Here is a 26828-nt window from a genome sequence, read left to right as displayed (position 1 = left end):
CGGTCCGATAATAAGGAGTGACACCGTAAAGCTCACTTTTAAGAAAGCCGGGTTTTCACACTTAAAGCTTTGTACTATTGGCCAATAGTATTTATCCAGAGAAGTCAGTATAACAAGGCGTTTTTTTACGTTTATTCAGAGGCGGTTATGCTCGTTTTAAAGTCCAGATACACCGATACACAACAAGAATTGTCGCGCCTTGATGCCGAAAAAATAGCCATGCAAGATAAAATCGATGCGCTGGAGTTGGCGCTGGATGCTGAGCGTCGTCGTGCCGATGAGCTGGAAGCACGCATTGCCGCGAACGGCGAAGATAGCTTGTATAGCGGCTTACTGGATTCTATGCAGCAGGTTGCCAATATTCGCGAAGGCGTATTGCAGTCCTACGAGCAAATTGATGCCGAAAGTACTGCGCTTGCTGACATCAATGAGCTGTTTTCTACCAGCGCAGCCTCGTTACAGGGCATTAGCCAACATATGGCCGCGCTAAACGACAGAATGGGGCAGATGAGTGAACGTATTTCCGGACTTTCCGATACCGCCGACAGCATCAACAAATTTGTCAGCACCATCACCAGCATTTCGGACCAGACTAATTTACTGGCGCTAAATGCCGCCATTGAAGCCGCCCGTGCCGGTGATGCAGGTCGGGGATTCAGTGTAGTGGCGGATGAAGTAAGGGCGCTGGCCAATGAAACCAACAAATCTGCCAGTGAGGTAGCCGAGCTGGTGCAGGGAATCATTCAGTCTACTAAAGCGGCGGTGGGCGCGGTTTCCCAGTTACAGGAAAATAATACCCAGCTGGCTGGTGGGGTCGACGACCTGAATGTTAGTTACGACAAGATGGTGGATCATTGTGAAAGCATGCGCCAAACCATTAACAGTGCGTCGCACCAGACATTTATCCAGTCCGTGAAGCTTGATCACGTGGTCTGGAAAAGCGAAGTGTATGCGGTGCTGGGTGGCAAAAGTAACAAAACCGCCGATGAGTTTGCTGACCACACCCAATGTCGTCTGGGACAATGGTACTACTCGCAACAAGGCACTAAAATGGGCAAAAACGATGCGTTCGCCCGGCTTGAACGACCCCATAGCCTGGTTCATAAAGCCGGTAAGAGCGCTATTGAAGCTGCAGCTGCTGGTGATGAGGCCCGTGGGCAGCGGTTAATAAGAGAAATGGAACAGGCCAGTGAAGAAGTGATGCAACAACTGGATCGTCTGGAAGCTCGTATACTGAACTAAGCGTTCTTCACCTTCATCCACCTGATTTAGCAAAATCGCCATGGTGATAGCCGTGGCGGTTTTGTTGTGATTATTCAGATCTCTTGTTCACCCTACCATGGCGCCCGAATCATTCGGGGCATCGGTTGGCCCCGCGGCTGTAGCCTTGTCACCACGGTTTTTTTTCTGAGCACCACCATCTACCACGGTAAGCCTAATAGGCTGTGGTGTGGGGTATCTGATTTACTCTTTTGCAAGCCAATAGCTGTGGACCGATCCCATAAAGTACGTCGGGCATCAGGGCCAGGCACCCGAGTCAGGCACCAAAGTCAGTACCAAAATCATGCATAAATATAAGCCTGTTAGCCAAAGCCTGTAGCAGATCCTCCGCCTTACATTCAGGTTTGTTGGTGCGCTCCATCGCGATAACCTCACGCCCCCCGCATATTGTGATAAGAAAGCTGCACGCCTACATGAGGGCAGTTGTGCCATTCTCTCTGGACAGTCACAAACGCCGGTCTCACTGGACAGTCATAAAAGGAATCTCACTCGACAGTTACAAAAAAGATGCATGAAGTCGCGAGCTCAAAGCGGCATGCAAACAAGAGTCTCATTAGACAGTCACAAACGCCGGCCTCGCTGAGCGGCCTCACTGGACAGTCACAAAAGAGATGCATGAGGTCGCGAGCCCAAAGCGCCCCGCAAACAAGGAAAACCTCCTGTGATTTGCACTGATGGTGGCTGTGCTGTTGACCGTGTTCATAACTCATACTCCGGGTGACGAGTATGATAAGAAGCTCTGCCGACCTGGCTTATTCAATAGTGAAGCTGAAAAGCAAAGGGGAGCCTGAATCTAACGTACCAGAGTCCATGGTATGCTTGCTGTACTGCTATGATTTGCGGTAGGTGGGGTGTGGTAAGAGATTGGCAGGGCTGCTAAATGATGAGGCATGCGGGGCTGCCCCACACAGCCTAGCCAGGCCACAAACAGTATCAGCGGTACCTTTGCGGCTACAGGTTGTCTCTGCTCTTGCTGGATGGCCGTGGAGAGTTGGCGGCAGTGCGCCGATTAATCAGAGATCACCAGATTTGCCTGGTCGCTAACACGTCGTGCCGGCAGACCCTATTGCAGCCAGCGATGCAACATTTGTTATCGGCAGCAGAGCAAAGCAGCGTGGCAAACCCCATAAATCAAATATGCTCTATAGAAGGCACCCTGCAAACGAAGGGTGCTGTTGATAAAACCCTAGATGTTTCTCGGGTTTGAACAGAGGCGGTCAGCAGAGCCAGGCTGGCGCCATCTGACTTTTCTTTCTGAGCCTACAAACGAAGCGCAATCCTATCCAGATAGGCTTAGCCCCGCTGGGTAAGGCCCACGTGCAGAGCCTGGCGGTAAGCGGCCATTGCCGGTACAAAACTACAAACCCAGGTCGCAGCCAAAACCAAGGCAATGATAATTCCGGTATGCATCGTCAACAGGCTACCACTGAGAAACAACCCGAACCGGGTGCTCAATGTATCGCTGAAAATGGCAAACAGCAGCGCATCCAATTCCACTGCAAGGACACAGGCAAAGGCACTTATCAATAAAGCTTCGGCCTGAATCAGCCACAAAATGGTCGCCGGGCCTGCGCCCATGGCTCGCAATACGGCGATTTCGTGGCGACGTTCACGCATACTGGCAAGCAGCATGGTCACCAGCCCTATCAGGGAGGCGACCAAAATCAGCGCCGAGACGGCGAGCAGCAACCGTTCAAGATTACTCATCAGGCTCCATAACTGCGACAGTGCCATACCAGGCAGAATTGCCAACACCGGATTGTTTTGGCGCTGGTTTAACTGATATTGCAACTGTAGCGCTGCCGCCCGACTGGTCAGGCCCACAAAGGCGGCGGTGACTTGTTCAGGGACGGTATGCTGATGTGCCTCGTTATCATTTTTTGCTTTGCCCTTGTTTGGTGATGTCGAACGGGCGGTATGATGAGAAGCCTGAGGCTGTTCCCCCGCCTCGGCAGCAGAAGCGGAGGGTTTGCGTAAGGAGCGGGGTTGGGCAGGCGCCTCGTGCATAGCTTCGATGCCTTGTAATGTAACGTGCACCGCTTTATCTACCGGCGTACCTGTGGGGGCCAGTATCCCGGTAACGACGAACGGATGCTGCTCATGCTGACGAAAGCTGACATTGCCTAAACCATGGGACAGAACCAACTTATCGCCAGGTTGATAGTTTAGCGTTGCAGCGACATTCGAACCAATAACCGCAGAATGGGCATTACTAAAAGCCGCCCCCTGGCTAAAGGTGAGCGGTTCATGGTCGCCATACTGAAAATGTTCAAAGTAGCGGTTGTCTGTACCCACTACCCGATACCCTTTATGCGCATCCCCCAAAGAAATGGGCACGACCCAGTCAACTAACTTATGCTGCTCAAGCGCCCGTACCTGTTCCCACGCTATACCACTGGTGGCATTGCCCATGCGAAATACAGAATACAGTAACAGGTTTAATTGCCCGGTAGGGGCGCCGACAATCAGGTCTACTCCAGAGATGGTGCGGGTAAAGCTTTGTTTTACCTGCCCGCGAACAAACTCTACCGCAACCAGTAAGCTTACGCTTATCACAATAGACAGCAAGGTGAGCATAACCGAGGCGCGCCGCTCGCGTAAGCTGGCATAAGCAATACGGCTTAACATACATCTCTCCGGGCTGAGTTTAATGCTTCCATCGTGTAATGGTGCGAAAAATACTCCGCCAAACTGGTGTCGTGACTCACAAAAATAAGCGTGCTGTCGGTAGCTGTTGCCAGCAACAACTGCATAAACTTGTCCCGGGCATTGGCATCCAGGGCCGAAGTCGGTTCATCAACAATCATCAGCTGAGGCTGATTTATCAGTGCCCGGGCAATGGCCACCCGTTGTTGCTGACCAACACTCAATGCACTGGCTTTTTGATGTAGCAAAGCTTTAGGTAATTGCAGTTTTTCAAGAAGCGTGGACACCGCATTTAAAGAAAAGTATTGTTGACGGCCAGCAAAATAGGCTGCGGCCTCGATATTTTGCGCGACACTGAGATAGTGAATAAGGTTAAACTGCTGGAATACTACACCAATATTCCGGGCCCGGAACTGATCTTTTTTACGCATAGACAGCGACGAAAAAGAGGTCCCCAGTAAGGAAATGGTGCCGGACTGAGGCTGCAATGTCCCGGTCAATAAGTTAAGCAGCGTGCTTTTTCCCGACCCGGAAGCGCCTTCAACAAAAACATGGCTGCCCCGGTTTATTTGCCAGTTATCAACTTTCAACACTGGCTGGGCGGCACCCTGATAACGAAACATGATACTGCGAAGGTCCACCGCCAGCGAAGGCGAGGATGTGGTATTCGGCTGTGTTACAAAACTCAGAGAAGTCACCTTGATTTGATAAAGGGGGTTTCTCCGGCTTTTATATCAAATTTAGAGACTTAAACACATTGGTAATTTATCGCCGGGTACCATCAGGCAGAGAGCTACTGACCAGCCTGAAGCTTAACCACTTCCGCTGAATTAGCATCCAGTACATTATCCAGGGCGCTACCCTTTAAAAGCTTAGTGACCGCGTCTTTGTTTTTAGCTAACAGAATAGACAGCTCTTCCATTTTGTCTTCTTCCATTTTTATTCCCATCGCAGTGAGATAACCCGCCAGATTGTCGGCGGCATCTAGCATTTTATCGTACTGGTCAGCGGCTTTTTTATCGGTGGTCACGAGTTTCTCCACATCTTTATGAGTTACAACATACTGAACGGTGATCGCCATAATTTGCTCCACATGGGTAATTTGAAATTTATAACGCAATACAAATACTGTATATGCAAACAGTATAAAATGCAACCACTTTGCTATTGTTCGACCTGTTATAGAATAACCTAATCGAGCCTGTTATGAGCAGAATTTACTCAACACTTTATGGTCGGGATTTCCTGCCAGCGGGTGGTCGGGCAGGCGGATAAAAAGTCACGGCGCATTGCAAACCCTGTTTGGGAGCCCTTACTGGCAAAATTGAGGCTGTTGCGCCCGAAACGCTGGTTTATTTTATCCAGGGTGCTCATTAAGGCACTATCATCATCAGACTGAGCAAAAAGATCGCCCTGGTGATGCGTTTCAGCCACTAAATCTATCAGGCCCACCCCACTTTTATAATACTCGACTCCAGGCTTAAACACAGTTTCCACAGAGGCCGCTACCGCCTTAAGCATTTGCCGGGTGTCAGCGGTAGGCATCGCAAATCGATGCATTACCGACTTTTTATAAAAGGGTTGAGTGTCATGCGGCGAGGACGCAGCAAAAATCATCATCGCCCCAGACAAACTGCCCTGTTGTCTGAGTTTGCGGCTAGCCACCTCAGCATGGCCGATAAGTGAGCGGTGTAATAATTGTTTGTCAGAGACACGCTGACCAAAACTACGGGTCGAATAAATCTCTTTTTTTGCTGCCCGTTGCTCATCCCAGCTGAATCGACGTTCGCCGGAAAGCTCACGTACCGTATTTTCAACCAAAACCGAAAACCGGCTGCGCATCAGGGCGGGACATTGTTGTGACAATTGCCACGCGTTCGCTATACCCATGGTGTTTAAATGCTTGCCAAGTCGTCGCCCAATGCCCCAGATATCGGTACATTGCATCTGGGTCAGAACTCTGTGTCGGGTATTTTCATTGTTAAGACACGCTACCCCCATGGCCCCTGGCAGCTTTTTCGAGGCATGATTAGCCGCCTTAGCCAACGTTAATGAGGGCCCGAACCCCACGCCTACCGGCAACCGAACCTGTCGCCAGATTGTTTTTCGAATAGTGTGACCTAGCGCTTCCAGCATGGCCATATTGTAGTGCTCGGGAAACCGCATAAAACACTCATCAATGCTGTAAATATGGGTTTCGCCAAACTGACTGCAGGTATCCATCATGCGCTGACTGATATCGGCGTACAGCTCATAATTACTGCTGCGCACCACAAACCCGGCCTGCTTGGCGGCTTTGGCGTGCATAAAGTAAGGAGCAAACTTTTTAATGCCTAATGACTCACCCAGACGTTTGGCCAGCGGACACATAGCGACAATAGCGCCATCATTGTTACTTAGCACTATCACCGGCCGCTTACGTATCGTTGGGTCAAAGATTTTTTCGGCACTGGCATACATGCTGGTGGCATCAATCAGCGCGATACTCATAGCGTCTGACGCAAAGGCTTGTGAATACGAATTGAGCGGATCACCACGCCTTCTATCTGAAAGTCATCGTCTTCAGTTAGCTGATACGGTGGAGTTCGAGGACAGCCCGAAAGTAATCGTCGATGTCGGATATCCACCCGTTTACACACAAACACACCATTAAGATTAGCCACACAAATGCACAGATCAGTGACTGGCTCCGCGCGCGAAACAATCAGCAAATCGCCATCAAAAATTCCATCCCGAGTCATGGATTCACCCTGAGCCAGTCCAATATAGGTCGCACTGGGATGTTCGATGAGCAGCGCATCAAGGTCCAGCCCCAGCTCCTTGTATTCTGTAGCCGGAGATTCGAACCCCACAATGCCGGCCTGCGCCCGTATAGGAATAAACTTTAGCATGGTAATCAGGTAAATTAACTGTATGTATGTACAGTTATTCTAAAAGGAGATGCACGACTGTGCAACAAAGGTATGACCCAAATACGGTAACCATTTGCAAACTATAAAGAAAAAAACAGATTGCTGGCGTATCGGTTTATTAAACTTAATTGAGTCAGTTCCTGAACAACTTCATGCTAAGGTAACTTTATAGCAGCGCACGTTTTTTCCGGTTCGTTTTGCCATACAGTGAGATGTAATGAATATTGATTTTAGCAATATCGATGGTGTGATTTTTGATTTAGACGGTACTTTAGTCGCCTCAGAATTAAATTTTTCGGTTATTAAATCGCATTTAGGTTGTCCTGCAGAAGGCGACATATTAGTTCACATTGATTCGCTTGCCGATAAACAACTTCAGCAGCAAGCCCATCAATATATTCTTGATCAGGAATTAGCGGATGCACAAAATGCGGCCTGGTTGGAAACCGGAAAATGGTTGGTGGAGACAGTGGCAGATCGTCAGTTACCGATGGCAATAGTTACCCGCAATAGCATTGCCGCCACCCGCCTTAAAATTAGTAACAACAGCATTCCTATCGATCTTGTGGTGACTCGTGAGGATGCTCCACCTAAGCCAAACCCCAGCGCGTTGCTATCGGTAGCCCGGCGCTGGAATATCCCGCCGGCCCGGTGTCTGTATGTCGGCGACTTTATCTACGACCAGCAAGCCGCCCAGCGCGCCGGCATGCAATTTCTAATGGTTTAAGCTTCGTGAAAAAAACACAATATAAAATAATGATTTATAAAATAAACCCCTTCTAAAACTTAGTTTTGGGTGGGTTGGGGGGAGTAGGCTTAAAAGGTAATATAAGAAAAAATTTATATTTTATATTTATTACTCCTCCGCTAATATTCTGAAGTTCACTTTCTTTTAATTCAGTCAGGGCCAGGGGGTTCTTTATCGCATTACTCTTCATGATTTGTCCTTAAGTATAATTTTATAACCTGCACTATTATGTAAGATACTTTAAATAAGTAATTATAAAATTGGGACAAGGATAAGTTCTGTAATGAAAAAATGGATATTTGTCCTTATTTTGATACTAGCGGGATTCATTCCAGGAGGTCAGGCCTCCAACCTTGTCCCCATGTCTTTCTCAAAAGTCTTTGATGGAAAGTCGACTGGAGTAATCTGGTCTATTCAAGCTGGTAGCGATGGAGTATGGCTGGGAAGCGAGAATGGACTCTTCGGCCTGATAGGTAATAAAACAATTGTGTTCGACGATGAGAACTCAATATTAAGAAGTAACTTTGTTATCGATATAGCAGAGTTCTCTTCAGGAAAATATTGGGTTAGCGTTAATGGGGATGGCATCTATGAACTTGATCGACAATCCAGAAAGATTTCTCGGGTAAGTCCAGATATAAAGGATATTGCTCATGTCCAAAGTGTTCGAACAACAGACGAAAATATTGTTATCAACACTGTTCGAAACCTCTATGTTCTTGATAAAGAAACACTTGATGTAAAGTTTTCTCTCGATGATATTGCTGCCGGTATTGATCATGAAGTTGTTGATGTCGATATTTCGGGGGACGAGGTATGGTGGCTGGATCATTATCTAGGTCTGCGCAATCTATCTATAAGCTCTAAAGCAATAAATACGTTTGATACTAAAAAGAATTTTTCAGAACTAGAGAGAGTGTCAGCATTTTTGATAGAAGACGATGCTCTAATTGTTGCCGGCCTTGAGGCTGTTTACTCCTTATCAAGAAGCACCGGAAAAGTTAACTTAGTATTGACCCGAAACCGCACGCCTTCGACCACTCCAAGGCAGCCTATTCAAAAACTAAAGCGAGATCCAGTTGGTACACTCTGGGCTGCGGCTGAAAGGTTGTTTGTTGTCGATGAAAAAAAACATAAACTCACAGCACCACCCCACCTTCATCCTCTGTTGGCGTCTTCATTAGTCGAGATTGTATTAGACTTCGATTTTGATAACGCTGGAGGATTATATGGGGCCGATACCCAAAAAGGCCTTTTTTACCTTTCTGAAAAATCCAAAGCAACGTCTTTATTAGGGCACGACCTCACACTTAGCGGTAAAAATTACTCCGATATAGAGATTGGCACTAAAGGTGACATAATATCGGGCGGGTTGGGTACACTAACCATCAGTAAGAAGAGCAGTACAAAAAATAAAGTTATAAATCTCAATACGGAAGCATTTATTTACTTACTAAATGCTACTGATGACTTTATAGATGTAATTAGTGGTGATGGTCAAATCTTTAGAGTCCGTCCGCAAGGTGAAGAGGTCTATTTGCAAGGACATCTTACTGAGTTTGATAATAGCTTCGATTATGTTGAGTCAGTAGTACGAGATGGCGAAGGACAATCGGCCATTCTGGTAGCAAGTCACACTGAGAAAAAGGTGATTTTGTATAAAAATGGGGCTATGTCGTCGGTAGCTGGTGGAGACATAAAAAGATTGAGCTTTTCTAAAGCAGGGATGCTGCTTGTAGCCATAACATCAGATGGTATTTATAAAATTGACTTTAGCGAGCATGGTAATCAAGCCACAAAGATATCAGACTTGCTCTTTTCTGACGCATCTTGTTTGTATGAAAGCCAAAGCCTGGCAATCTGGATTTGTACACCGGGCCAGGGTTTGCTTAAAATTATCGAGGGAAAACCCTTTTCTTATTCTGAGCGATTCCCCTTCAAATACATTAGAGGTTTGGCAGAAATAGATGAAAATATATACCTCATTACAACAAACTCTGGCTTATACATTTTTAATGATACGACATTTGAAACCTTAAGGATTCACACTAGCTATGGCATTTCTGATGTGGACTTTGAATACAATTCGGTCACTTCTGGAAGTGAAATAAGTGTAATCGCGGGAGATATTTTTACTTACGTCATCAATGATAAATTACTATTGCAGTATATTAATGAAGCCAGATATGAACTAAATGAGGTGGCTATAGTTGATGTTAAAACTTTTAATAAATCTATAAATAACTATCTGAACATAAAGCATCGTTTAGTCAAATACAGCAACTTTGAAGAGATAACACTAACCGCAGACGAAGCGTTTATCGACTTGCACCTGTCGATTGCAAATCTAAACGAACATATGTACCTAAATTTTGAGTATCGGCTAAAAGGAATGAATGATTTTTGGATAGTCAGTGAATATTCAAGTTCTAAGTTAGTTTTTTCTTCTTTGCCTCATGGCAACTACACTCTCGAGGCCAGGGTCACCAACCCATATCATCCGCAGCCAGTTACCCGATTACGTATTGTGGTATTGCCTCCCTGGTGGCTAAGTCCCTTAGCCTATGCGATATATGCGGCGATGTTAATGATAATGGTGGGTTACGCAGCACTTAGACTGAAGCGGCGAGATGCTGAGCAGGGCAAGGTGTTGAAGGGGCAGGTGGAAGAGAAGCACTCATTATTAGAAGACACCCAAAATTATATTCACCACATTCTTGATCGCAAACAGCAGATTTTTACAAATCTTTCTAGGCAGTTACAGACGCCCCTTACCCTGATATCCGGTCCGGTACGGCAGATTATCGAAAATCCTGAGGATGAGGAAACACCGCGACGGCTGGAAATGATAGAAGACAATACAAATCGGCTGCATTTGTTGGTAAGTCAGATTATTGAAATCGATCGTCTTGAAAGTATACAAAAATTGCCTTGCCAGAATTACAATCTGAATACTATTTTTCAGCATATTGTCGGGAATCTGCGGTCACTGGCGGAATCAAACAATCAGAGGTTGGAGGCACATATTCGCACACGGGGGGAGATTTACTTGCTCCGTGACTCCCTTGAAACGATATTACTGCATCTGGTCAGCAATGCGTTGCACTGTACACCGCCGGAAGGCAAGGTTCAGATAAGCGCACGCTGCAAAGGATTGCAACTGATTATCGCCGTGACCGACAATGTCGGGCTTATCACGCCGACGCAGGCAGAGACTATATTTCAGCGCTTTACCCAGCAAAATGAGTCAGGAGCAACCTCGGGCGGGGACATTGGTCTGGCCCTGGTGAAGGAACTGGTATTGGCAAACCAGGGATGGATAGACATTGAAACAAAATCTAAAAAGGCCACATGCTTTAATGTTTATCTGCCATTGGTTTCCCTGGAAGAGAACGGTTCGTCACCGCTCGCTGCTGCCACCAGTACGCCTCCTCGAAAGTCCTCTTCCCAAAGCTCGTTACGGCCTAACATTCTTATTGTGGATGATGATGCCGCGTTACGCAGTTATCTGAAGGAGCGTCTTGGGGCGGATTATTGCTGTATTGAAGCAAGTTCTGTGCAGGCGGCGCTTGAGGTGATGAAGCTGGTGACAGTAGCGCTGGTCGTGTGCGATTTACGAATGCCTGAAGAAAACGGTTTTAAGCTACGCGAAAAGATGCAAGATCAGGTTTTGTGGCGCGACCTTCCTTTTATTCTGCTGGCGACCCCGGCTGATGAAGCAGAGTTCGAAGGGCCGGTTTTAAATTGTATGGATGCCATTGTAAGTAAGCCGGTGGATACCGTCAGGCTGCAGCGACAGGTGGAAGGCATTCTAGCCCGTCAGAAATCACGACAGCTGTCCGGTAAAGCCCCTGCGGCTGACGAAAACACGCCGTTTACTCTGCCCACCTTTGCAAATGCCCGTGATCAGGCTTTTTATATGCGTTTTCTGAAGTTGCTGGCAGATCATTATCAGGATGACAGCTTTAGCCGAACCTTCGCCGCGCAGCAAATGGCCACCAGCGAAAGACAGATGTTGCGTAAGCTCAATGCCTTGTTTGGGTTTAATTTTACGGATACGCTGAAGCTCTATCGGTTGCACCGGGCGAAAGCCTTATTACGCGAAGGTGCTCAGGTTACGCAGGTGGCCTATGAGGTCGGGTTTGGCACCGCGTCGTATTTTAGTAGTTGCTTTAAAGCCCAGGTAAACGAATCCCCGCGCCAGTATCAGGAGCGTTGCCAGCAGGTTTCAGTAACGGCAGAGGCTTAACCATGGGCATCCAACAGATTGCCTGAACGCTGCGTAGCAGGCTGAATCTCCTGAAGCTTATGAGCCTGCTGTTCAACCTCTTGTTGCAACACTTTCTGAACTTTGTCTAACTGATTGAATAATGCCGGTGAGGGCGACTGACCCCGGCTGCGATGCTCTCGCAAAATCATCAACTGTATTATCAGCGCTTCTTCGCGTAGCAATTGAATCGTATCTTCTACCGGGGCAGAGGCGTGTCCCTCAGATAAAGCCGACGCATACTGGCGCTCGGTTTCTTCAGCGGCCATGGCCCAGCTTCCTAATGGTCCGGAAGTGTGGGCAGCATAGTGATGCATATCGCCCTGCTGATAATCGATTTTGGTTATTGCTTTTGAATGTCTTTGAGGCGTTTTACCCTGACGCTTTCTAAAGGCACTGGCAAACGCGGCCGCGGTATGACTGCCAGCTTCCAACGAGTCGGTATCAATAGCCTGAGGCGGGATGGTGCGATACCCCAAATGCGACACTTGCGGCGCCGTATATTTCGCCTGCATCAAGCGGGTAGCCAGGGTCGGAAGTTGATTGAGCGTCATAATGGTTTCAGAGTAAACACCTGGCCTACTCAGCCTTATTATTCAATTATTGCAATGTGGCCGCTTTGGCAAGAAACTATCAAAATCTTCTTGCTATCGTTTTATTTAATGCATGGTAGGTGCCAGAGGTGACAAAATTTTGACGCTTGTTGTTGGGTAATGTAAAAAGCACAAATACATCATTAGCTTAGTCATTATTTTTAAGCGGCGCCGGGTGGCCGTAAAAAGGCTGGTTGGCTTTGGTAGTATGTATTTAGAATAAAATGTGTAAAAATTACTAACAACTTTCTCTTTTTGCTGTCAGTTATTTTAACAGTCTGTAAGGACCCCCTATGCGAACTATTGCTTTACTTACCCTGCTTGGCCTGAGCTACAGCGGGACTGCTGCCCAGACAGTCCCCTATACCGCAAGAACGGTAACGGTTGACGGGGTGGCCGATGAAGCGGTGTGGAAGCTTTCTGAATGGTCGCCACTGGAGCATCAGATGGCCGGGACGGTGCCTGAAGCCAGTGATTTTTCCGGCCGTTATAAACTGGCGTGGGATGAACAGCAACTGTATTTGATGGTGGAAATCACCGATGATGTACTGATGGACACCCATCCCGATCCTAAAGAAGCTTACTGGGATGATGATTGTCTTGAAATCTTTCTGGATGAAGATGCTTCAGGGGGTGACCATCTGCACAGCTTTAATGCCTTTGCCTATCATATCGCCCTGGACGGTAATGTGGCGGACTTCGGCAATGCCCAAAACGATAAGGAGGTGATCTTACTCAATGATCACCTTGATTCGGCCTGGCGTCGTCAAACGGAAGCGCCCTACAACATTGTCTGGGAAGTCGCCGTGCGCCTGTATCCCGATACCTTTACCACCGCCCAGCCCGGGGAGCCGGTGACCTTAGAAGCCGATAAAACGCTGGGCTTCATGCTGGCCTATTGTGACAATGATGGCAGCGACACCCGCGAACACTTTATGGGTTCTCATAGCATCACCCCGGTTAATGGCGATAAAAACCGGGGCTATATTGATGCTTCGGTATTCGGCCAGCTGATTTTAAAAAAGTAACCTCGATAACTAGTAGGGGGCGGGTGTAAACCGCACCATCGTATGGGTCGCCGGAGCGTCAGTGGCACGGGCAAAAGTGCCCACCGACAACTGTACCGGGTGGCGTTGCTTACTGACCAGACGGGTAAGGGTCGTGTTATCCGCCGGACTTAAATCCAGGTCATAATAATGAGCCAGCTCGCCAATAGTGGTATACCCGTCAAACAATGCCGAGCGGCGCTCCAGGCCGCTTTTTTCCCCCCGCTCCACACTGGAGAAAAGCGTATTTACATAGCCATGGAGCCGTGGCTGGACGGTGATAAACAGGTAGTCATGGGTGGCCAGCACCGGATGGCTTTGTGGTGTTACCACCTTGTTGTCTCGCACCATCATTGCGACATCCACACCCAATGGTAACGGTAGTTCATCCAGGGCTTTGCCCACCACTTTGCATGAAGTATTAAGTTTAATCTCTATCAGGTCCACGTCCACATCGCCCAGCGACGGGATCTCCAGCTTTTTGGAAATGCTGGGCACCGGTGGTTCGATAAGTTTAAGTTTACGTGCCATCCAGGGCAGCGACGAGCCCTGTAAGGTGGCTGATATTAACACCACAAAAAAGACCACATTAAACACCAGGCCGGCTTCGGCAATGCCAAACAAGAGCGGAAAGATAGCCAGGATTATGGGCACCGAACCACGTAAGCCGACCCAGGAAATCATCGTGATTTCCCGCACATTGAAGCGGCTAAAGGCCAGCATGGGGGCCACCGCAAGCGGCCGGGCAATAAACACCAGAATAATCGCAATCAATAAGCCTTCAGCCCATACCTCCAGTAACGAGGGCGGATTAACCAATAACCCCAGCATAACGAACATAGCGATTTGGCTAAGCCAGGCCAGCCCGTCCAAAAATAAAAAGGTCGCATGCTGATACACAAAGCGGCTGTTGCCAATAATAGCCCCGGCGATAAAGGTGGCTAAAAAACCACTGCCGTCTAAAGATGCTGCCACCCCAAAGGCCAGGGTGCCACACACCGCTATCAGGACCGGATACAAACCTGCAGCAATCAGCTTCAAACGGTTGATCAGTTTGACCGCCAGCCAGCCGATAACCAGGCCCGCCAGCGCGCCAATGCCCATCTGTTTAACAAACAGCCATACCATTTCAACGCCCGGCGACATCTCGTTGGTAATCAGACCTAACAATCCTATGGTAAGGAAGATAGCCATAGGATCGTTCGAAGCACTTTCTATTTCGAGGGTGGATTTAAGCCGGGGATTTATATTAATGCCGGCACTACGAAGAATAGAAAAAACCGCGGCCGCGTCGGTGGAGCCCACAATCGCCCCCAGTAATAGCCCTACCAGGGGCGGAATGCCCAGGATGGTGGCGGCGGCAATACCGGTAATGCCGGCCGTTACTGCCACGCCCACGGTGGCCAGTAAGGAGGCTGGTTTCCAGGCCATCTTAATCGCGGCTTTGGAAGTTTGCAGGCCCCCATCAAAAAGAATAATCGCCAGCGCCAGGGTGCCCATCGCATGGGCCGCTTCGGCATCATTAAAGGCGATGCCACCAATACCAGCTTCACCCGCCAGCATGCCAACAATTAAAAACAGTACCAGCATGGGCAGACCCAGGCGGGGAGACAACATACTGGATAAGATACCGGTGAACAGCAGCAAGGCTGCTATCAGAATTTCGAAATCAACCGCAAACATTTCGTACTCTCAGATGACAGGAGTTAATTGGTACCCGACTATCGGCCATTGCAATCAGGCGAATGGGTACCGCCCACGAAAGTCTTGCAATATATCACAGACATTACGGCACAAGGCATGGGTTTGCGGCGAAGGTGGTATTGGGAAGGCTGGCTTTGTGATATCTGTTCGTAGACATGACCCGGCAGGCTAACCAGAATTGAAACCCTGGAACATCAGGAATAGTTATAAGGAATAGTTAGGAGAGACAGGCAATGTTCTTTAAAAAAAAGCAACATTGCCCATACAGTCAAACGGTGGGGCAGGAGAGGCTTAGTCGCCGCCGATGATTTGTACCTGCGCCAAATCGGTATCCCCTTTTAATGCTTTAAATATGGCATCCTGAACCAGGGTGCGCATACCATCGTCCATGGCCTGGCTTTTCATCTGGGCGACACTGCCTTCTTTATAGACCAGCGAGCGTAATTCTGGCGTCATCCCCAGCAGTTCGTGAACCCCGGTACGTCCACGATAACCTGTGCCGCCGCATTCCTCACAGCCTTTGCCTCGATACAGGGTAAGGTTCTCTCCCAGTTCAAGCTCGTTAAGGTAGCTCTCGCCGTATTGGCGACGAATGAAGGCGACCTCGTCGTCGTTGGCGGTATAGCTTTCTTTACAGCTGCCGCACAAGGTACGAATCAGACGCTGAGCCAGAATACCGACACAGGCATCCGAAAAATTGACCGGGTCCAGCCCTAAATCCAGTAACCGGGTGATGGTTTCCGGCGCCGAGTTGGTGTGTAGGGTCGACAACACCAGGTGGCCGGTTAGCGAGGCTTCGATACCCGCGTGGGCGGTTTCTTTATCCCGCATCTCACCAATCAGAATAATATCAGGGTCGGCCCGTAAGAAGGCGCGCAGTGCATTGGCAAAGGTGAAGCCAATCTTGGGGCTCACCTGCACCTGTTGCAATCCAGCCTGGGTGATCTCCACCGGGTCTTCGGCGGTCCAGATTTTCTTTTCTGGGGTATTCAGATAGCCCAGCACCGCATGCAGGGTGGTGGTTTTACCTGACCCGGTAGGACCCACGACCAGTAAGATACCGTGAGGCTTTTTGATCATCCCCTCTAATCGCTGCATATTGTTGGCAGCAAGGTTCATTTTACCAATAGGCATGGCACCACCAGAGGCCAGAATCCGCATTACGACCCCTTCACCGGCCACGGTCGGAATGGTTGCGACCCGCACCTCTACCAGCTGACCGCTCATTTTGAACGCCAGCTTGCCATCCTGGGGCACACGCTTTTCTGCGATGTTAAGGTTGGACATGATTTTGATCCGCGCTATCACCGCACTGTGGTGGGAGTTAGGTACCTGACTCATGTCCCGGCAGACCCCGTCGATACGCATGCGCACCCGGGTCGGGCCGTTCTTTTCCGGGTCAATATGGATATCAGAAGCATTGAGGCGTTTGGCATCGTGTAAAATACGACTTACCAGACGCACAACCGCAGGGGCATCATCAGATAGCTCGTCCACCTGCTCATCATGATCTTCTGCCGAGGTGCCTATCTCATCCAGAATTTCGCTCATCTCGCCCGGCGCTGAACCGCCCGAACCTTCACCCAGATATTGCAGAACATGATTGGGCAGACCCACCGCGATGTCGTAGACATCAATCCCCATGGCACTTTCAATTTCCATCAACAGTGCCGCATTGTTCGGCTCGGTCATCAACACTATCGGGTTGTCTCTGACATCAGCCACTACCGCCACAAAGTTGCGTTTGAGGTACGACAGGTTCAGCTTGCTGTCGGTTTGATACAAATGATACTTATCGGGCTGATAGGTAAAAAATGGCACCTGATAATGGGTCGACAGCGAATTGCCAATTTGCGCTTCAGTGATACGGTATTCGCTCATCAGCCGCTGTATCGCCTGGCGATGATCCTGTGAAGATTTAAGAATATCTTCCAAAGCGGTGTCGCTGATAACCCCCTGATGCAGCAATGAATCAAACGGGTTCGCCGTGCCGCCAAGTTCATAACGAAACTTTTTGCCCAGAATGTCGGAGACTTCGTTAGCCAGTTCCAGGTCAGCTTCTTCAAAGGTGCCGTTGTTCTTGTTGATAATTTGCATTACCCCCAACAACACGCCGGCATTTAATATCGGCACACATAAAATATTATGGGTGCGAAAAGAACCGGTTTTATCGAATTTATCGGCAAAGCGTAAGCGCGGATGGATGCTTTGCAACTCATCCGTACTATAAGGGTTACGAATGAGTAACGGACGTTGGGCTAAGGCCACATAGCCGGCGATAGATAATGGGCTAATGGGGACCTTTATTTCAGTAGTTTCCATACCGGTTTTAAACCGGGCCACCAGGTCCTGATGCTGACGGCGCCGCTGAAAAATACTCATACGTGTGGCGTCGAATAATTTCAGCAATATACCTTCAAGCTGTGAGTAGGCGCCCATTAATGTAGAGTGACTACCCAGAGTGGTTTTTATCTCATCCAGCAACTGCTGGTTATTATTCGCTATCATAGCAATCTTACTGACTGTTCCCTGAAACCGCTATATTACTACTTTGCTGAAAAGCCAGCAGTGGCACAATATATACGATCATGCAGTTTCTTTTGTGTTAAGAATAGGCCTCACCTTATACGGTTCACTGGCGCTCAGCAATAACAATTAGGCTAGAGCAGGGCAGCATAACCATGTGGCAAAACCGTTAGTAGGTACTCAGTATAGGCAATAACGCCGTTCATTTTAACTCATCCTTTGGCGTAGGCCGGTGCGCGGCAAAGATAAACCTTAAGCGTGGCTTGCATCACGGCGGCCCACTGGCCTTGCTATTTACCCGCAAAAATGTTGTCCTGTGCAGCCTCATCGTAAGTCAGCAAGCGCGTACCGGTAGTACGTTCTCGTGGCCGAAAATAGAGTGGGTACGACATTCACAGTGCGTTCACTTTTTCTGCAGATAGAGCTTGCAAAAAGTAATCAACTGTATATAATGCGCGCCTCTGCTCAGTAATGGGCATAAAGAAATTTTAGCCGCAACCACACTGTTTTTAGGGTGGATGCCAACGTGACGGGTAGGGTCCTGGTGGATTCAAAGCTGTTACCGGCGCGCTAGAAGAAGAACAGGGTTCCGATTTGGAACCACCGGTTTACGCACATCTTTTCTTCCCAAGTACAAAAAAGGGAGAGAAAAGGTGAATTTTTTTGTTCTTTCGATTGGAGCTTAATCGATGCCAAATCAAAGAATTCGTATTCGTTTGAAAGCGTTTGATCACAAGTTGATCGATCAGTCTACGGCTGAAATCGTTGAAACGGCGAAACGTACTGGTGCTCAGGTCAGCGGTCCAATTCCTCTGCCTACTCGCAAAGAACGCTATACGGTGTTGACATCTCCTCACGTGAATAAAGACGCACGTGATCAATATGAGATTCGTACTCACAAGCGTTTGGTAGACATCATTGAGCCAACTGATAAAACAGTTGACGCGCTGATGCGTTTGGACTTGGCTGCCGGCGTTGATGTTCAAATCAGCCTGGGCTAACAAGAGAGGGTTATAACAATGGCGATTGGTCTAGTCGGTCGTAAAGTGGGTATGACTCGCATCTTCACTGAAGATGGTACGTCTATCCCTGTGACTGTTATCGAAGCGACCCCGAACCGTGTTACTCAGTTACGCACTGATGAAACTGACGGTTATCGCGCTCTTCAGGTTACTGCTGGAACCAAGAAAGCGAACCGTGTCAACAAAGCTGCAGCAGGTCATTTTGCTAAAGCCGGTGTTGAAGCAGGTCGTTCTCTGGTGGAATTCCGCCTTGAAGAAAACGAAGGTGGCGAAATTGAAGTGGGCAGTGAAATCACTGTTGAAATCTTCAACGACACCAAAAAGATTGATGTGACTGGCACCTCAAAGGGTAAAGGTTTCGCGGGTGCAATTAAGCGTTGGAACTTCACCGCGCAACGTGCTACTCACGGTAACTCTTTGTCTCACCGTGCGCCTGGTTCGATTGGTCAAAACCAATCACCTGGTAAAGTTTTCAAAGGCAAGAAAATGGCAGGTCAGCTTGGTAACAAGAAAGTGACTACGCAGTCTTTGGAAGTTGTACGTGTAGACGTAGAAAACAACCTTATCCTGGTTAAAGGTGCCGTACCTGGCGCAACAGGCGGCGATGTAATCGTTAAGCCTGCTGTTAAAGCGTAACGTCTGGGGAGTGAACTGATGGAATTAACATTGAAAGACGCGCAAAGCGCTCTTGAAGTATCCGAAGCGACCTTTGGACGTGAATTCAACGAAGCCCTGGTACACCAGGTAGTTGTTGCTTACGGCGCCGGCGCTCGTCAGGGTACAAAAGCACAAAAGACTCGTGCTGAAGTTCGTGGTGGTGGTAAGAAACCATGGCGTCAAAAAGGTACTGGCCGTGCACGTGCTGGTACTATCCGCAGCCCAATCTGGGTTGGTGGTGGCCGTGCGTTTGCTGCAAAGCCTCGTGATCACGAGCAAAAAGTTAACAAGAAAATGTACCGTGGTGCGATCAAAAGCATCCTATCTGAGCTGATCCGTCAGGATCGCCTGGTAGTGGTAGAAAAGTTCGGTGTTGATACACCTAAAACTAAAGCCCTTGTTGGCAAGCTAAACGAACTAGAACTGAAAGATGTTCTAATCGTAACGTCAGAAGTAGAAGAAAATCTGTTTCTGGCCGCACGTAACCTATACAAGGTTGACGTTCGTGACGTAGCTGGTATCGACCCGGTAAGCCTGATTGCATTTGAAAAAGTGCTAATCACTGCAGATGCAGTGAAACAGCTTGAGGAGTCGTTAGCATGAACGAAGAACGTCTACTTAAGGTGCTGGTAGCACCTCACGTATCGGAAAAATCGACTCTGGCTGCTGAAGCAGGCAACACAGTTGTATTTAAGGTAGCGAAAGACGCGACTAAAGCTGAAGTTAAAGCAGCCGTACAAAAGCTGTTTGAAGTTGAAGTTGAAGGTGTTCGTACTGTGAATGTTAAGGGTAAAACCAAGCGTCACGGTTCGTCTTTCGGTAAACGCAGCGACTGGAAAAAAGCGTATGTTTCGCTTAAAGAAGGTCAGGACATCGACTTTGTCGGTGGCGCTGAGTAAGAAGGGGATTAGAAATGCCATTAATGAAAGCTAAGCCAACTTCTGCCGGTCGTCGTCACGTTGTTAAGGTCATTAATCATGACCTTCACAAAGGTGCACCTTATGCACCCCTGCTGGAAAAAAACAGCAAGTCTGGCGGTCGTAACAACAATGGTCGTATTACAGTACGTCACGTTGGTGGTGGTCATAAACATCACTACCGCCTGATTGACTTTAAACGCAACAAAGACGGCATTGTCGGCACAGTTGAGCGTTTAGAATATGATCCGAACCGTTCTGCAAACATTGCATTGGTTCTGTATGCAGACGGTGAGCGTCGTTACATCCTGGCACCTAAAGGCATCAAGTCTGGCGACCAGATTCAATCTGGTACGCAGTCGCCTATTAAAGCTGGTAACACATTGCCAATGCGCAATATTCCAGTAGGTACCGTAGTACACGCTATCGAAATGAAGCCTGGCAAAGGTGCACAAATTGCACGTTCTGCTGGTGCTTACGCTCAGATCCTGGCCCGTGACGGAAATTACGTTACACTGCGTCTGCGTTCTGGCGAAATGCGTAAAGTATTGTCTGATTGCCGCGCCACCATTGGTGAAGTGGGTAATGCAGAGCATATGCTACGTTCACTGGGTAAAGCAGGCGCAAGCCGCTGGCGTGGTGTTCGTCCTACCGTTCGTGGTGTTGCCATGAACCCGGTTGATCACCCACACGGTGGTGGTGAAGGACGTACATCGGGTGGCCGTCACCCAGTATCACCTTGGGGTACTCCTACTAAAGGTAAGAAGACCCGAAGCAACAAGCGTACTGATAAACTTATCGTACGTCGTCGTAACAAATAAAGCGAGGATTCACCATGCCACGTTCTCTCAAGAAAGGTCCATTTATCGACCTTCACTTGCTGAAGAAGGTAGAGGCTGCAGTGGAAAAGAATGAGCGTAAACCAATTAAGACTTGGTCACGCCGTTCTATGATCATCCCAGATATGATTGGGTTGACCATTGCGGTCCATAACGGTCGCCAGCACGTTCCAGTCATCATCAGCGATGAAATGGTCGGCCATAAGTTGGGCGAATTTGCGCCAACGCGTACTTACCGCGGCCATGTCGCGGATAAGAAAAGCAAACGTTAAGGGGTAGGAAGATGGAAGCATTAGCTAAACACCGTTTCGCCCGCACGTCTGCTCAAAAAGCACGCTTGGTTGCGGATCAGGTTCGCGGGATGCATGTAGAAAAAGCCCTTGAGCTTTTAACATACAGCCCTAAGAAAAGCGCTGCGCTTGTCAAGAAAGTACTGGAGTCTGCTGTTGCTAACGCAGAGCATAACGAAGGTGCTGACATTGATGAACTGCGCGTTGCAAAGATTTTTGTTGACGAAGGTCCAACAATGAAACGTATCAAGCCACGTGCCAAAGGCCGTGCTGACCGTATCTTTAAACGCAGCAGTCACATCACTGTGGTTGTAGCGGATAACTAGGAGTAGATAATGGGACAGAAGGTACATCCTACAGGTATACGCCTGGGTATCAGCAAACCATGGACTTCTACCTGGTACGCTAATACCGCAGATTATGCAGATAACCTGTACAACGATCATTTGGTACGTCAGTACCTGACAAAGAAACTGAAAAACGCTTCACTGTCAAAAATCGTTATCGAGCGTCCAGCGAAGAGCATCCGTGTGACTATTCACACCGCTCGTCCGGGTGTTGTTATCGGTAAAAAAGGTGAAGACGTAGAAAAGCTGCGTAACCATGTATCTAAGCTGGCCGGCGTGCCTGCTCAGATTAACATTGCTGAAGTACGCAAGCCTGAGCTAGATGGTCAGCTAGTAGCTGATAGCATCTCAAGCCAGCTTGAGCGTCGTGTAATGTTCCGTCGTGCTATGAAGCGTGCGGTACAAAATGCAATGCGTCTTGGTGCTAAAGGTATCAAAGTAGAAGTTAGCGGTCGTTTAGGCGGTGCAGAGATTGCCCGTACTGAATGGTATCGCGAAGGTCGTGTTCCTCTGCACACATTCCGTGCAGACATCGACTATGCAACATCAGAAGCAGCGACTACTTACGGTATCATCGGCGTTAAAGTATGGATCTTCAAAGGTGAGGTTCTGGGCGGTCTGCCTACAAACCAAGAGCAGCCTCCTGCTCAACCTAAGAAGAAAGGCCGCAGCGCTAAGCGAGAGGGCTAATCATGTTACAACCTAAGCGTACGAAATTTCGTAAACAGCATAAAGGTCGTAACCGTGGTCTTGCTGTTGCTGGTAGCAAAGTAAGCTTCGGTACGTATGGCCTGAAAGCAGTTGGTCGTGGTCGTATGACTGCGCGCCAAATCGAAGCAGCGCGTCGTGCTATGACTCGTCACGTTAAGCGTCAAGGTAAAATCTGGATTCGGGTTTTCCCTGACAAGCCAATTACTGAGAAGCCTCTTGAGGTTCGTCAAGGTAAAGGTAAAGGTAACGTTGAGTACTGGGTATGCCAGATTCAACCTGGCCGTGTTCTTTATGAGATGGAAGGTGTTCCTGAAGCTCTGGCACGCGAGGCGTTTGAACTGGCAGCGGCAAAACTGCCATTTAAAACAACCTTTGTAACTCGGACGGTGATGTAATGAAAGCGACTGAACTGAAAGACAAAAGCGTAGAAGAGCTGAATGCAGAGTTATTAAACCTGCTACGCGAACAGTTCAATCTGCGCATGCAGCACTCGACCGGTCAGCTTGAAAAATCTGACCAGTTGAAAAAAGTGCGTCGTAACATCGCGCGTGTTAAAACCATTCTGACTCAAAAGGCTGATGCGTAATGACTGAAAAAAATATTCGTACAGTTCAAGGTCGTGTGGTTAGCAACAAAATGGATAAAACCATCACAGTTGTGGTTGAGCGTTTCGTAAAGCATCCTATCTATGGGAAGTTCATGAAGCGTTCTACTAAGTTGCACGCTCACGACGAAGACAATGTATGTAACCAAGGCGATCTTGTGACTATTCGCGAGTGTCGTCCTTTGTCCAAGAATAAAACCTGGGCACTGGTTAACGTTGTAGAAAAAGCTGGCGTTTAAGCGCTGACTCTTTCTTAAAAGGCCGCTCCATGGTGAGCGGCTTTTTTGTGTCTGGTGATCAGGTAAGAGGGCCCGTAACTAAAGACATGGGCATAAACAGAGCGGCTTTATGGCAATCATCATAAGCACAAGATGTGCGTGTCCGGCGTGATTAGACCTTGGCCTTTAAAGCAGGCGTGGTGGATGTGTGATGAACACTCCCACAAGGCAGAAGGAGGTACCAATGAGCACAGTAGCATTTTAGCTATTCACGCGCCGCGACTGCGCGCCCCCGCAAAAAACCTGTGATTTGGCTACTACTAATAGCGCGCCTTTGTTCCTTTGTTAGCGCCTGGGACTAACCCTGCAGGTTATGCCTTACAGTGTTTTCACCATCCCCTTTTAGGCCTCATCGCCATTCACCCCCACCAATTACTTCTCAGCATTCGTCATGCCACCATTAGAAGATGGGATCTTAGCTAGTACAGTACTGATGGTGCATTAGTCAAAATAAATGCAAAATTTTACAGGCTTAAATAGCTTTGACCCCTAAAGTGTCGACAAATTTAACACGGCATTTAGATCAGATCTTAATTTAACCATATATCAGTGAGTTATATGTTGGCACGCTTGCTGCAATGTCTTAGGTCAGAGGCTTACTGAAGCTTCACTCTTAATTGGAATATGGAGTACGGAATATGAAACTTAAAACATTAGTAAAATCTTTAGCACTGACCGCGGGTATCGCAGCATCTTTTTCTAGCCACGCTGATTTTCTGGATTTTCAGATTGATGAAACTCCTTATGGTGGTGAAGTGATCACTGCTGATAAACTGAATGGCGGTTACACTGAAATCATTAACTTTGATGATGCCGGTAACTTCACTGCTACTGCATTTGCATCAATGAACCAACTTTTTGGTAACGACGGCACAGCCAACAGCTCACAAATTGGTTCTGTTATCGGTGCTAACTACAACCTGTATGCCACATTCTCTGCCACCGGTACCGTAATGACCCCGGGCGCAATGGGTTCTAACTCATCATTGTCAGCAGAGTCTGGTTCGTTCTCTTTGTTCCTTGATGCCAATCAGGATACTACGGCGAACGACGTAGCCACATTAGATCTGGCTAACACCTCAGATGACATGCTGTTGGGTTCAAGTGACAATCTGGCACAAAATGTCGGTCTGCTGTATGGCTTCGGTGGGGTGTTTGATTTCATGTTCCGTGACTTCGAACTGACTGCACAGGGCGATACTTACTTTGTATCTCCTACGCCTTTCTACATGAGTGTTCGTGTAGACGGTGATTTTGACACCATTCCTTTGGAAGGTGAGCAAACAGTAACGGGTGACGTAAGCGCGGTATTTGAAGTACCAGAGCCGTCAACCATTGCGGTACTGTCTTTAGGCCTGTTAGGTCTTGGCGCTACCAGCCGTCGTAAATCTTAATTTTACGCCCGCTATGTAAATGAAAAAGGCGACCTTCGGGTCGTCTTTTTTGTATCCCCTGCCGTTAAGCCCGGCGAGCTTGCGTTGACAAAGCTCAGATTGTTGCGGCGTAGGTAACTCGCCATACCAATATCTCTACTCTTGTGTTTCTACCGCTTATTCATCTGCTTGTAGCGTACGTCATTCGACTTTAGATCTCATGGACCACGGGCCTTTGTATCTTTACCTTGTAGCTATATTTTGTGGTTAAACATTGTGGTTGCAGCAACAGTGATGCTGGTGGTTTCCTGTTACAGGTTCAGCCCGGCTCCAGAGCACCAAAGTCACGGTAGCGAGGTGGGTAAAGGCTGGTGAGCACCCTCTCGACTGCCATGGCTGTGCTCACTTTTACAGAGGCTTTTTACAAAGCACTGGACGCGGCATTCTTTCCCATTACAATACTTTGCTCAATACACAAGACTGAAAATTACGTATAAGCGAATCGCAACCTGCTGACGAAGGTTTACGAGCCACACGCGTATATGTTTTGCCAAAAGGATGTTTGTGAGCACTTCAACCCGTACCCCCCAGTTTACCCCTTCATGGTCTCAGTCTTTAATGCGTGGGGTCTATTCGGTGGCGATGCTGCTGGTCATTCCGTTTATGCTGTTAAAGCTGTTCAGACGCAATACCGACACTACGCAATCGGTCTGGGTGCAGCTGGCTCAACGTTTTGGCGCAGTACCCAGACCCGCCCAGAGCGGCGGCTACTTGTTTCATTGTGTCTCGGTAGGTGAAGTGGTCGCTGCATCCTGTGTGATTAAAGCATTACAGCAGCAGTCACCCGACACCCCGGTCATGGTCACCACCACCACCACGACCGGGGCGGAACGGGTGCGGGCCATTTTTGGCAATAGCGTACAACATAGCTACCTGCCTGCCGACCTGCCCTTTACCATGGGTCGAATGCTGGCAAGGGTCAAGCCACAGGCAGTGATTATCACCGAAGTGGAACTATGGCCTAACTTACTGCATCGTTGTTGCCAACAGCATATTCCGGTGATCCTGATTAATGCCCGGATGACAGACCGCTCAGCCAGACGTTATCAAAAGGTGCCGGCGTTGTTTGCCCCAATGATGCAGCAGCTTACTCAGGTGTGTGCCCAGGGACAGCGGGACTACGACAATTACCTGCTGTTAGGGATGCCCGCGGAACGGCTATTGCTGACCCACAATATAAAATTCGATCAGGCGGTCGACAGCAGCACGACTGAGCCGTTATTGACGTTAATGTCTTCACGTAGGGTAGTGGTGGCGGGCAGTACGCATGAGCCCGAAGAGCAGGTGTTACTGGATACGGTGGCAGCACATCGTAAACGGTTTCCCGAGTTACTACTGGTACTGGTACCGCGTCATCCCGACCGGTTTGAGGCTGTGGCAACAATGCTCAATGAGCAAAATGTCAGGTTTGTTCGCAGCAGCGTCACCCGCCAAATTGAGCATGACTGTCAGGTGGTGTTAGTCGATGAAATGGGTCTGCTGACCGCGGCCTATCAACAGGCGCATATCACCTTTGTCGGGGGCTCACTGGCCGACCGGGGCGGACATAATGCCCTGGAGCCGGCCGCCGCCTCAAAGCCGGTGATTATGGGGCCACATATCTATAACAACCCGGTTATTTGTGCCTATTTGCAAGAGCAGGGGGCGCTTAAATTAGTTACCGGAACCCCCGAGCTCATCACGGTGCTGGATAAATGGCTAAGCAAGCCGACAGCAGCTGAAGCGGCGGGGCAGGCCGGCTATCAGGTATTGCAAAACAACAAAGGGGCACTAGCTAAAACCCTGGCGTGCATTACCTCTCTTTGACCGGCATTATGCAAAAACTGACATTGCCTGAAGTATTGAGATGTCTACCGGATGGCGCATTATAGAATCAATATTATGCTTTTTCATGGTATTTTTCATCTAAAGTCTAATTCAACCGAACCTGGGGTTTGTTATGATTATCACCAGCAGCCCAGCAGGCAAATAATAACAAGATCGCTACCTGATTAGCGCGTGAAAGCT

The 26828-nt window shown here is 48.4% G+C and carries 25 protein-coding genes; 17 read left to right on the top strand and 8 right to left on the bottom strand.

The features are described 5' to 3' along the window. Positions 1-147: 147 nt before the first annotated feature. Positions 148-1242 (top strand): methyl-accepting chemotaxis protein, encoded by a 1095-nt coding sequence (locus tag IT774_RS17825; protein ID WP_195810579.1) that lies wholly within the window; start codon positions 148-150, stop codon positions 1240-1242. Between the two features lie 1332 nt (positions 1243-2574). On the opposite strand, the gene IT774_RS15570 is transcribed toward IT774_RS17825, so the two are convergent. The 5 genes from IT774_RS15570 to IT774_RS15550 all read right to left on the bottom strand — a co-directional run bounded on the left by IT774_RS15570 (position 2575) and on the right by IT774_RS15550 (position 6818). Then, positions 2575-3909: an ABC transporter permease gene (locus IT774_RS15570; RefSeq protein ID WP_195810578.1), complete on the bottom strand. Its 1335-nt coding sequence runs from the start codon at positions 3907-3909 to the stop codon at positions 2575-2577. Next, the gene (locus tag IT774_RS15565) at positions 3903-4550 is read right to left on the bottom strand and encodes an ATP-binding cassette domain-containing protein (protein ID WP_195810577.1); all 648 of its coding nucleotides are present in this window, start codon (positions 4548-4550) and stop codon (positions 3903-3905) included. The genes IT774_RS15570 and IT774_RS15565 overlap by 7 nt, the downstream gene beginning before the upstream one ends. 170 nt (positions 4551-4720) lie before the next feature. Beyond that, positions 4721-5008, bottom strand: coding sequence for a YebG family protein (locus IT774_RS15560; RefSeq protein WP_195810576.1), 288 nt, complete (start codon positions 5006-5008; stop codon positions 4721-4723). Between the two features lie 140 nt (positions 5009-5148). Continuing rightward, a complete protein-coding gene (locus IT774_RS15555) occupies positions 5149-6417 on the bottom strand; it encodes a Y-family DNA polymerase (RefSeq protein WP_195810575.1) in 1269 nt (422 codons plus the stop codon). Then, positions 6414-6818, bottom strand: a complete 405-nt coding sequence (locus tag IT774_RS15550) for a LexA family protein (protein WP_195810574.1) — start codon at positions 6816-6818, stop codon at positions 6414-6416. The genes IT774_RS15555 and IT774_RS15550 overlap by 4 nt, the downstream gene beginning before the upstream one ends. Positions 6819-7056: 238 nt before the next feature. Between IT774_RS15550 and IT774_RS15545 the strand changes: the two genes are divergently transcribed. Together IT774_RS15545 and IT774_RS15540 are read left to right on the top strand one after the other, a co-directional pair. Continuing rightward, positions 7057-7566, top strand: a complete 510-nt coding sequence (locus IT774_RS15545; protein WP_195810573.1) for an HAD family hydrolase — start codon at positions 7057-7059, stop codon at positions 7564-7566. Between the two features lie 304 nt (positions 7567-7870). Continuing rightward, entirely contained in the window at positions 7871-11836 is a 3966-nt protein-coding gene (locus IT774_RS15540) for a helix-turn-helix domain-containing protein (RefSeq protein ID WP_195810572.1), read from the top strand. On the opposite strand, the gene IT774_RS15535 is transcribed toward IT774_RS15540, so the two are convergent. Continuing rightward, on the bottom strand, positions 11833-12408 hold the full coding sequence (locus IT774_RS15535) for a hypothetical protein (protein ID WP_195810571.1): 576 nt from the start codon (positions 12406-12408) through the stop codon (positions 11833-11835). The genes IT774_RS15540 and IT774_RS15535 overlap by 4 nt on opposite strands. 332 nt (positions 12409-12740) lie before the next feature. Between IT774_RS15535 and IT774_RS15530 the strand changes: the two genes are divergently transcribed. Then, positions 12741-13475: a sugar-binding protein gene (locus IT774_RS15530; RefSeq protein WP_195810570.1), complete on the top strand. Its 735-nt coding sequence runs from the start codon at positions 12741-12743 to the stop codon at positions 13473-13475. Positions 13476-13484: 9 nt separating this feature from the next. On the opposite strand, the gene IT774_RS15525 is transcribed toward IT774_RS15530, so the two are convergent. Beyond that, complete coding sequence (locus IT774_RS15525) at positions 13485-15176, bottom strand: potassium/proton antiporter (protein ID WP_195810569.1); 1692 nt, start codon at positions 15174-15176, stop codon at positions 13485-13487. Positions 15177-15488: 312 nt separating this feature from the next. After that, positions 15489-17705 (bottom strand): ATPase, T2SS/T4P/T4SS family, encoded by a 2217-nt coding sequence (locus IT774_RS15520; RefSeq protein ID WP_195810568.1) that lies wholly within the window; start codon positions 17703-17705, stop codon positions 15489-15491. Positions 17706-18412: 707 nt separating this feature from the next. On the opposite strand from IT774_RS15520, the gene rpsJ reads away from it, so the two are divergent. The 13 genes from rpsJ (at position 18413) to waaA (ending at position 26627) form a co-directional block, all read left to right on the top strand. Further along, positions 18413-18724, top strand: a complete 312-nt coding sequence (rpsJ, locus tag IT774_RS15515) for a 30S ribosomal protein S10 (protein WP_006012796.1) — start codon at positions 18413-18415, stop codon at positions 18722-18724. 18 nt (positions 18725-18742) lie between these two features. Then, positions 18743-19381 carry a 50S ribosomal protein L3 gene (rplC, locus tag IT774_RS15510; protein ID WP_195810567.1) on the top strand — a complete coding sequence of 213 codons (639 nt, stop codon included), beginning with the start codon at positions 18743-18745 and terminating at the stop codon, positions 19379-19381. Between the two features lie 18 nt (positions 19382-19399). Then, the gene (gene rplD, locus IT774_RS15505) at positions 19400-20005 is read left to right on the top strand and encodes a 50S ribosomal protein L4 (RefSeq protein ID WP_195810566.1); all 606 of its coding nucleotides are present in this window, start codon (positions 19400-19402) and stop codon (positions 20003-20005) included. Then, on the top strand, positions 20002-20301 hold the full coding sequence (gene rplW / locus IT774_RS15500) for a 50S ribosomal protein L23 (protein WP_195810565.1): 300 nt from the start codon (positions 20002-20004) through the stop codon (positions 20299-20301). The genes rplD and rplW overlap by 4 nt, the downstream gene beginning before the upstream one ends. Positions 20302-20315: 14 nt before the next feature. After that, the gene (gene rplB / locus IT774_RS15495) at positions 20316-21140 is read left to right on the top strand and encodes a 50S ribosomal protein L2 (protein ID WP_195810564.1); all 825 of its coding nucleotides are present in this window, start codon (positions 20316-20318) and stop codon (positions 21138-21140) included. A gap of 14 nt (positions 21141-21154) precedes the next feature. Then, the gene (gene rpsS / locus IT774_RS15490; protein ID WP_013785731.1) at positions 21155-21430 is read left to right on the top strand and encodes a 30S ribosomal protein S19; all 276 of its coding nucleotides are present in this window, start codon (positions 21155-21157) and stop codon (positions 21428-21430) included. An 11-nt stretch (positions 21431-21441) separates the two neighbouring features. After that, on the top strand, positions 21442-21774 hold the full coding sequence (gene rplV / locus IT774_RS15485) for a 50S ribosomal protein L22 (protein ID WP_195810563.1): 333 nt from the start codon (positions 21442-21444) through the stop codon (positions 21772-21774). A gap of 9 nt (positions 21775-21783) precedes the next feature. After that, positions 21784-22485 carry a 30S ribosomal protein S3 gene (rpsC, locus tag IT774_RS15480; protein WP_195810562.1) on the top strand — a complete coding sequence of 234 codons (702 nt, stop codon included), beginning with the start codon at positions 21784-21786 and terminating at the stop codon, positions 22483-22485. Positions 22486-22487: 2 nt separating this feature from the next. Beyond that, positions 22488-22901, top strand: a complete 414-nt coding sequence (rplP, locus tag IT774_RS15475; protein ID WP_195810561.1) for a 50S ribosomal protein L16 — start codon at positions 22488-22490, stop codon at positions 22899-22901. After that, positions 22901-23092 carry a 50S ribosomal protein L29 gene (gene rpmC, locus IT774_RS15470; RefSeq protein WP_108565740.1) on the top strand — a complete coding sequence of 64 codons (192 nt, stop codon included), beginning with the start codon at positions 22901-22903 and terminating at the stop codon, positions 23090-23092. Before rplP ends, rpmC begins: the two co-directional genes overlap by 1 nt. Then, complete coding sequence (rpsQ, locus tag IT774_RS15465) at positions 23092-23349, top strand: 30S ribosomal protein S17 (RefSeq protein WP_195810560.1); 258 nt, start codon at positions 23092-23094, stop codon at positions 23347-23349. Before rpmC ends, rpsQ begins: the two co-directional genes overlap by 1 nt. 677 nt (positions 23350-24026) lie before the next feature. Beyond that, the gene (pepA, locus tag IT774_RS15460) at positions 24027-24782 is read left to right on the top strand and encodes a flocculation-associated PEP-CTERM protein PepA (RefSeq protein ID WP_195810559.1); all 756 of its coding nucleotides are present in this window, start codon (positions 24027-24029) and stop codon (positions 24780-24782) included. A gap of 543 nt (positions 24783-25325) precedes the next feature. Continuing rightward, on the top strand, positions 25326-26627 hold the full coding sequence (gene waaA, locus IT774_RS15455) for a lipid IV(A) 3-deoxy-D-manno-octulosonic acid transferase (RefSeq protein ID WP_232365022.1): 1302 nt from the start codon (positions 25326-25328) through the stop codon (positions 26625-26627). Positions 26628-26828: the final 201 nt, after the last annotated feature.

Origin of the sequence: Salinimonas marina (assembly GCF_015644725.1) — a bacterium.
Taxonomy (GTDB): domain Bacteria; phylum Pseudomonadota; class Gammaproteobacteria; order Enterobacterales; family Alteromonadaceae; genus Alteromonas.
The sequence above is the reverse complement of the archived record's forward strand: the minus strand, read 5'-3'. Positions and strand labels throughout refer to the sequence as shown.

Excerpts from the sequence above, each read along its gene's own strand:
- rpsS (WP_013785731.1), top strand. The coding sequence starts at position 21,155 with ATGCCACGTTCTCTCAAGAAAGGTCCATTTATCGACCTTCACTTGCTG.
- rpsQ (WP_195810560.1), top strand. The coding sequence starts at position 23,092 with ATGACTGAAAAAAATATTCGTACAGTTCAAGGTCGTGTGGTTAGCAAC.
- IT774_RS15550 (WP_195810574.1), bottom strand. The coding sequence starts at position 6,818 with ATGCTAAAGTTTATTCCTATACGGGCGCAGGCCGGCATTGTGGGGTTC.
- rplD (WP_195810566.1), top strand. The coding sequence starts at position 19,400 with ATGGAATTAACATTGAAAGACGCGCAAAGCGCTCTTGAAGTATCCGAA.
- IT774_RS15530 (WP_195810570.1), top strand. The coding sequence starts at position 12,741 with ATGCGAACTATTGCTTTACTTACCCTGCTTGGCCTGAGCTACAGCGGG.
- IT774_RS15555 (WP_195810575.1), bottom strand. The coding sequence starts at position 6,417 with ATGAGTATCGCGCTGATTGATGCCACCAGCATGTATGCCAGTGCCGAA.
- rpmC (WP_108565740.1), top strand. The coding sequence starts at position 22,901 with ATGAAAGCGACTGAACTGAAAGACAAAAGCGTAGAAGAGCTGAATGCA.
- IT774_RS15520 (WP_195810568.1), bottom strand. The coding sequence starts at position 17,705 with ATGATAGCGAATAATAACCAGCAGTTGCTGGATGAGATAAAAACCACT.
- IT774_RS15545 (WP_195810573.1), top strand. The coding sequence starts at position 7,057 with ATGAATATTGATTTTAGCAATATCGATGGTGTGATTTTTGATTTAGAC.
- rpsJ (WP_006012796.1), top strand. The coding sequence starts at position 18,413 with ATGCCAAATCAAAGAATTCGTATTCGTTTGAAAGCGTTTGATCACAAG.
- IT774_RS15535 (WP_195810571.1), bottom strand. The coding sequence starts at position 12,408 with ATGACGCTCAATCAACTTCCGACCCTGGCTACCCGCTTGATGCAGGCG.
- rplC (WP_195810567.1), top strand. The coding sequence starts at position 18,743 with ATGGCGATTGGTCTAGTCGGTCGTAAAGTGGGTATGACTCGCATCTTC.
- IT774_RS15560 (WP_195810576.1), bottom strand. The coding sequence starts at position 5,008 with ATGGCGATCACCGTTCAGTATGTTGTAACTCATAAAGATGTGGAGAAA.
- rpsC (WP_195810562.1), top strand. The coding sequence starts at position 21,784 with ATGGGACAGAAGGTACATCCTACAGGTATACGCCTGGGTATCAGCAAA.
- rplP (WP_195810561.1), top strand. The coding sequence starts at position 22,488 with ATGTTACAACCTAAGCGTACGAAATTTCGTAAACAGCATAAAGGTCGT.
- IT774_RS15565 (WP_195810577.1), bottom strand. The coding sequence starts at position 4,550 with ATGTTTCGTTATCAGGGTGCCGCCCAGCCAGTGTTGAAAGTTGATAAC.
- IT774_RS15570 (WP_195810578.1), bottom strand. The coding sequence starts at position 3,909 with ATGTTAAGCCGTATTGCTTATGCCAGCTTACGCGAGCGGCGCGCCTCG.
- IT774_RS15540 (WP_195810572.1), top strand. The coding sequence starts at position 7,871 with ATGAAAAAATGGATATTTGTCCTTATTTTGATACTAGCGGGATTCATT.
- pepA (WP_195810559.1), top strand. The coding sequence starts at position 24,027 with ATGAAACTTAAAACATTAGTAAAATCTTTAGCACTGACCGCGGGTATC.
- rplV (WP_195810563.1), top strand. The coding sequence starts at position 21,442 with ATGGAAGCATTAGCTAAACACCGTTTCGCCCGCACGTCTGCTCAAAAA.
- rplB (WP_195810564.1), top strand. The coding sequence starts at position 20,316 with ATGCCATTAATGAAAGCTAAGCCAACTTCTGCCGGTCGTCGTCACGTT.
- rplW (WP_195810565.1), top strand. The coding sequence starts at position 20,002 with ATGAACGAAGAACGTCTACTTAAGGTGCTGGTAGCACCTCACGTATCG.
- IT774_RS15525 (WP_195810569.1), bottom strand. The coding sequence starts at position 15,176 with ATGTTTGCGGTTGATTTCGAAATTCTGATAGCAGCCTTGCTGCTGTTC.
- IT774_RS17825 (WP_195810579.1), top strand. The coding sequence starts at position 148 with ATGCTCGTTTTAAAGTCCAGATACACCGATACACAACAAGAATTGTCG.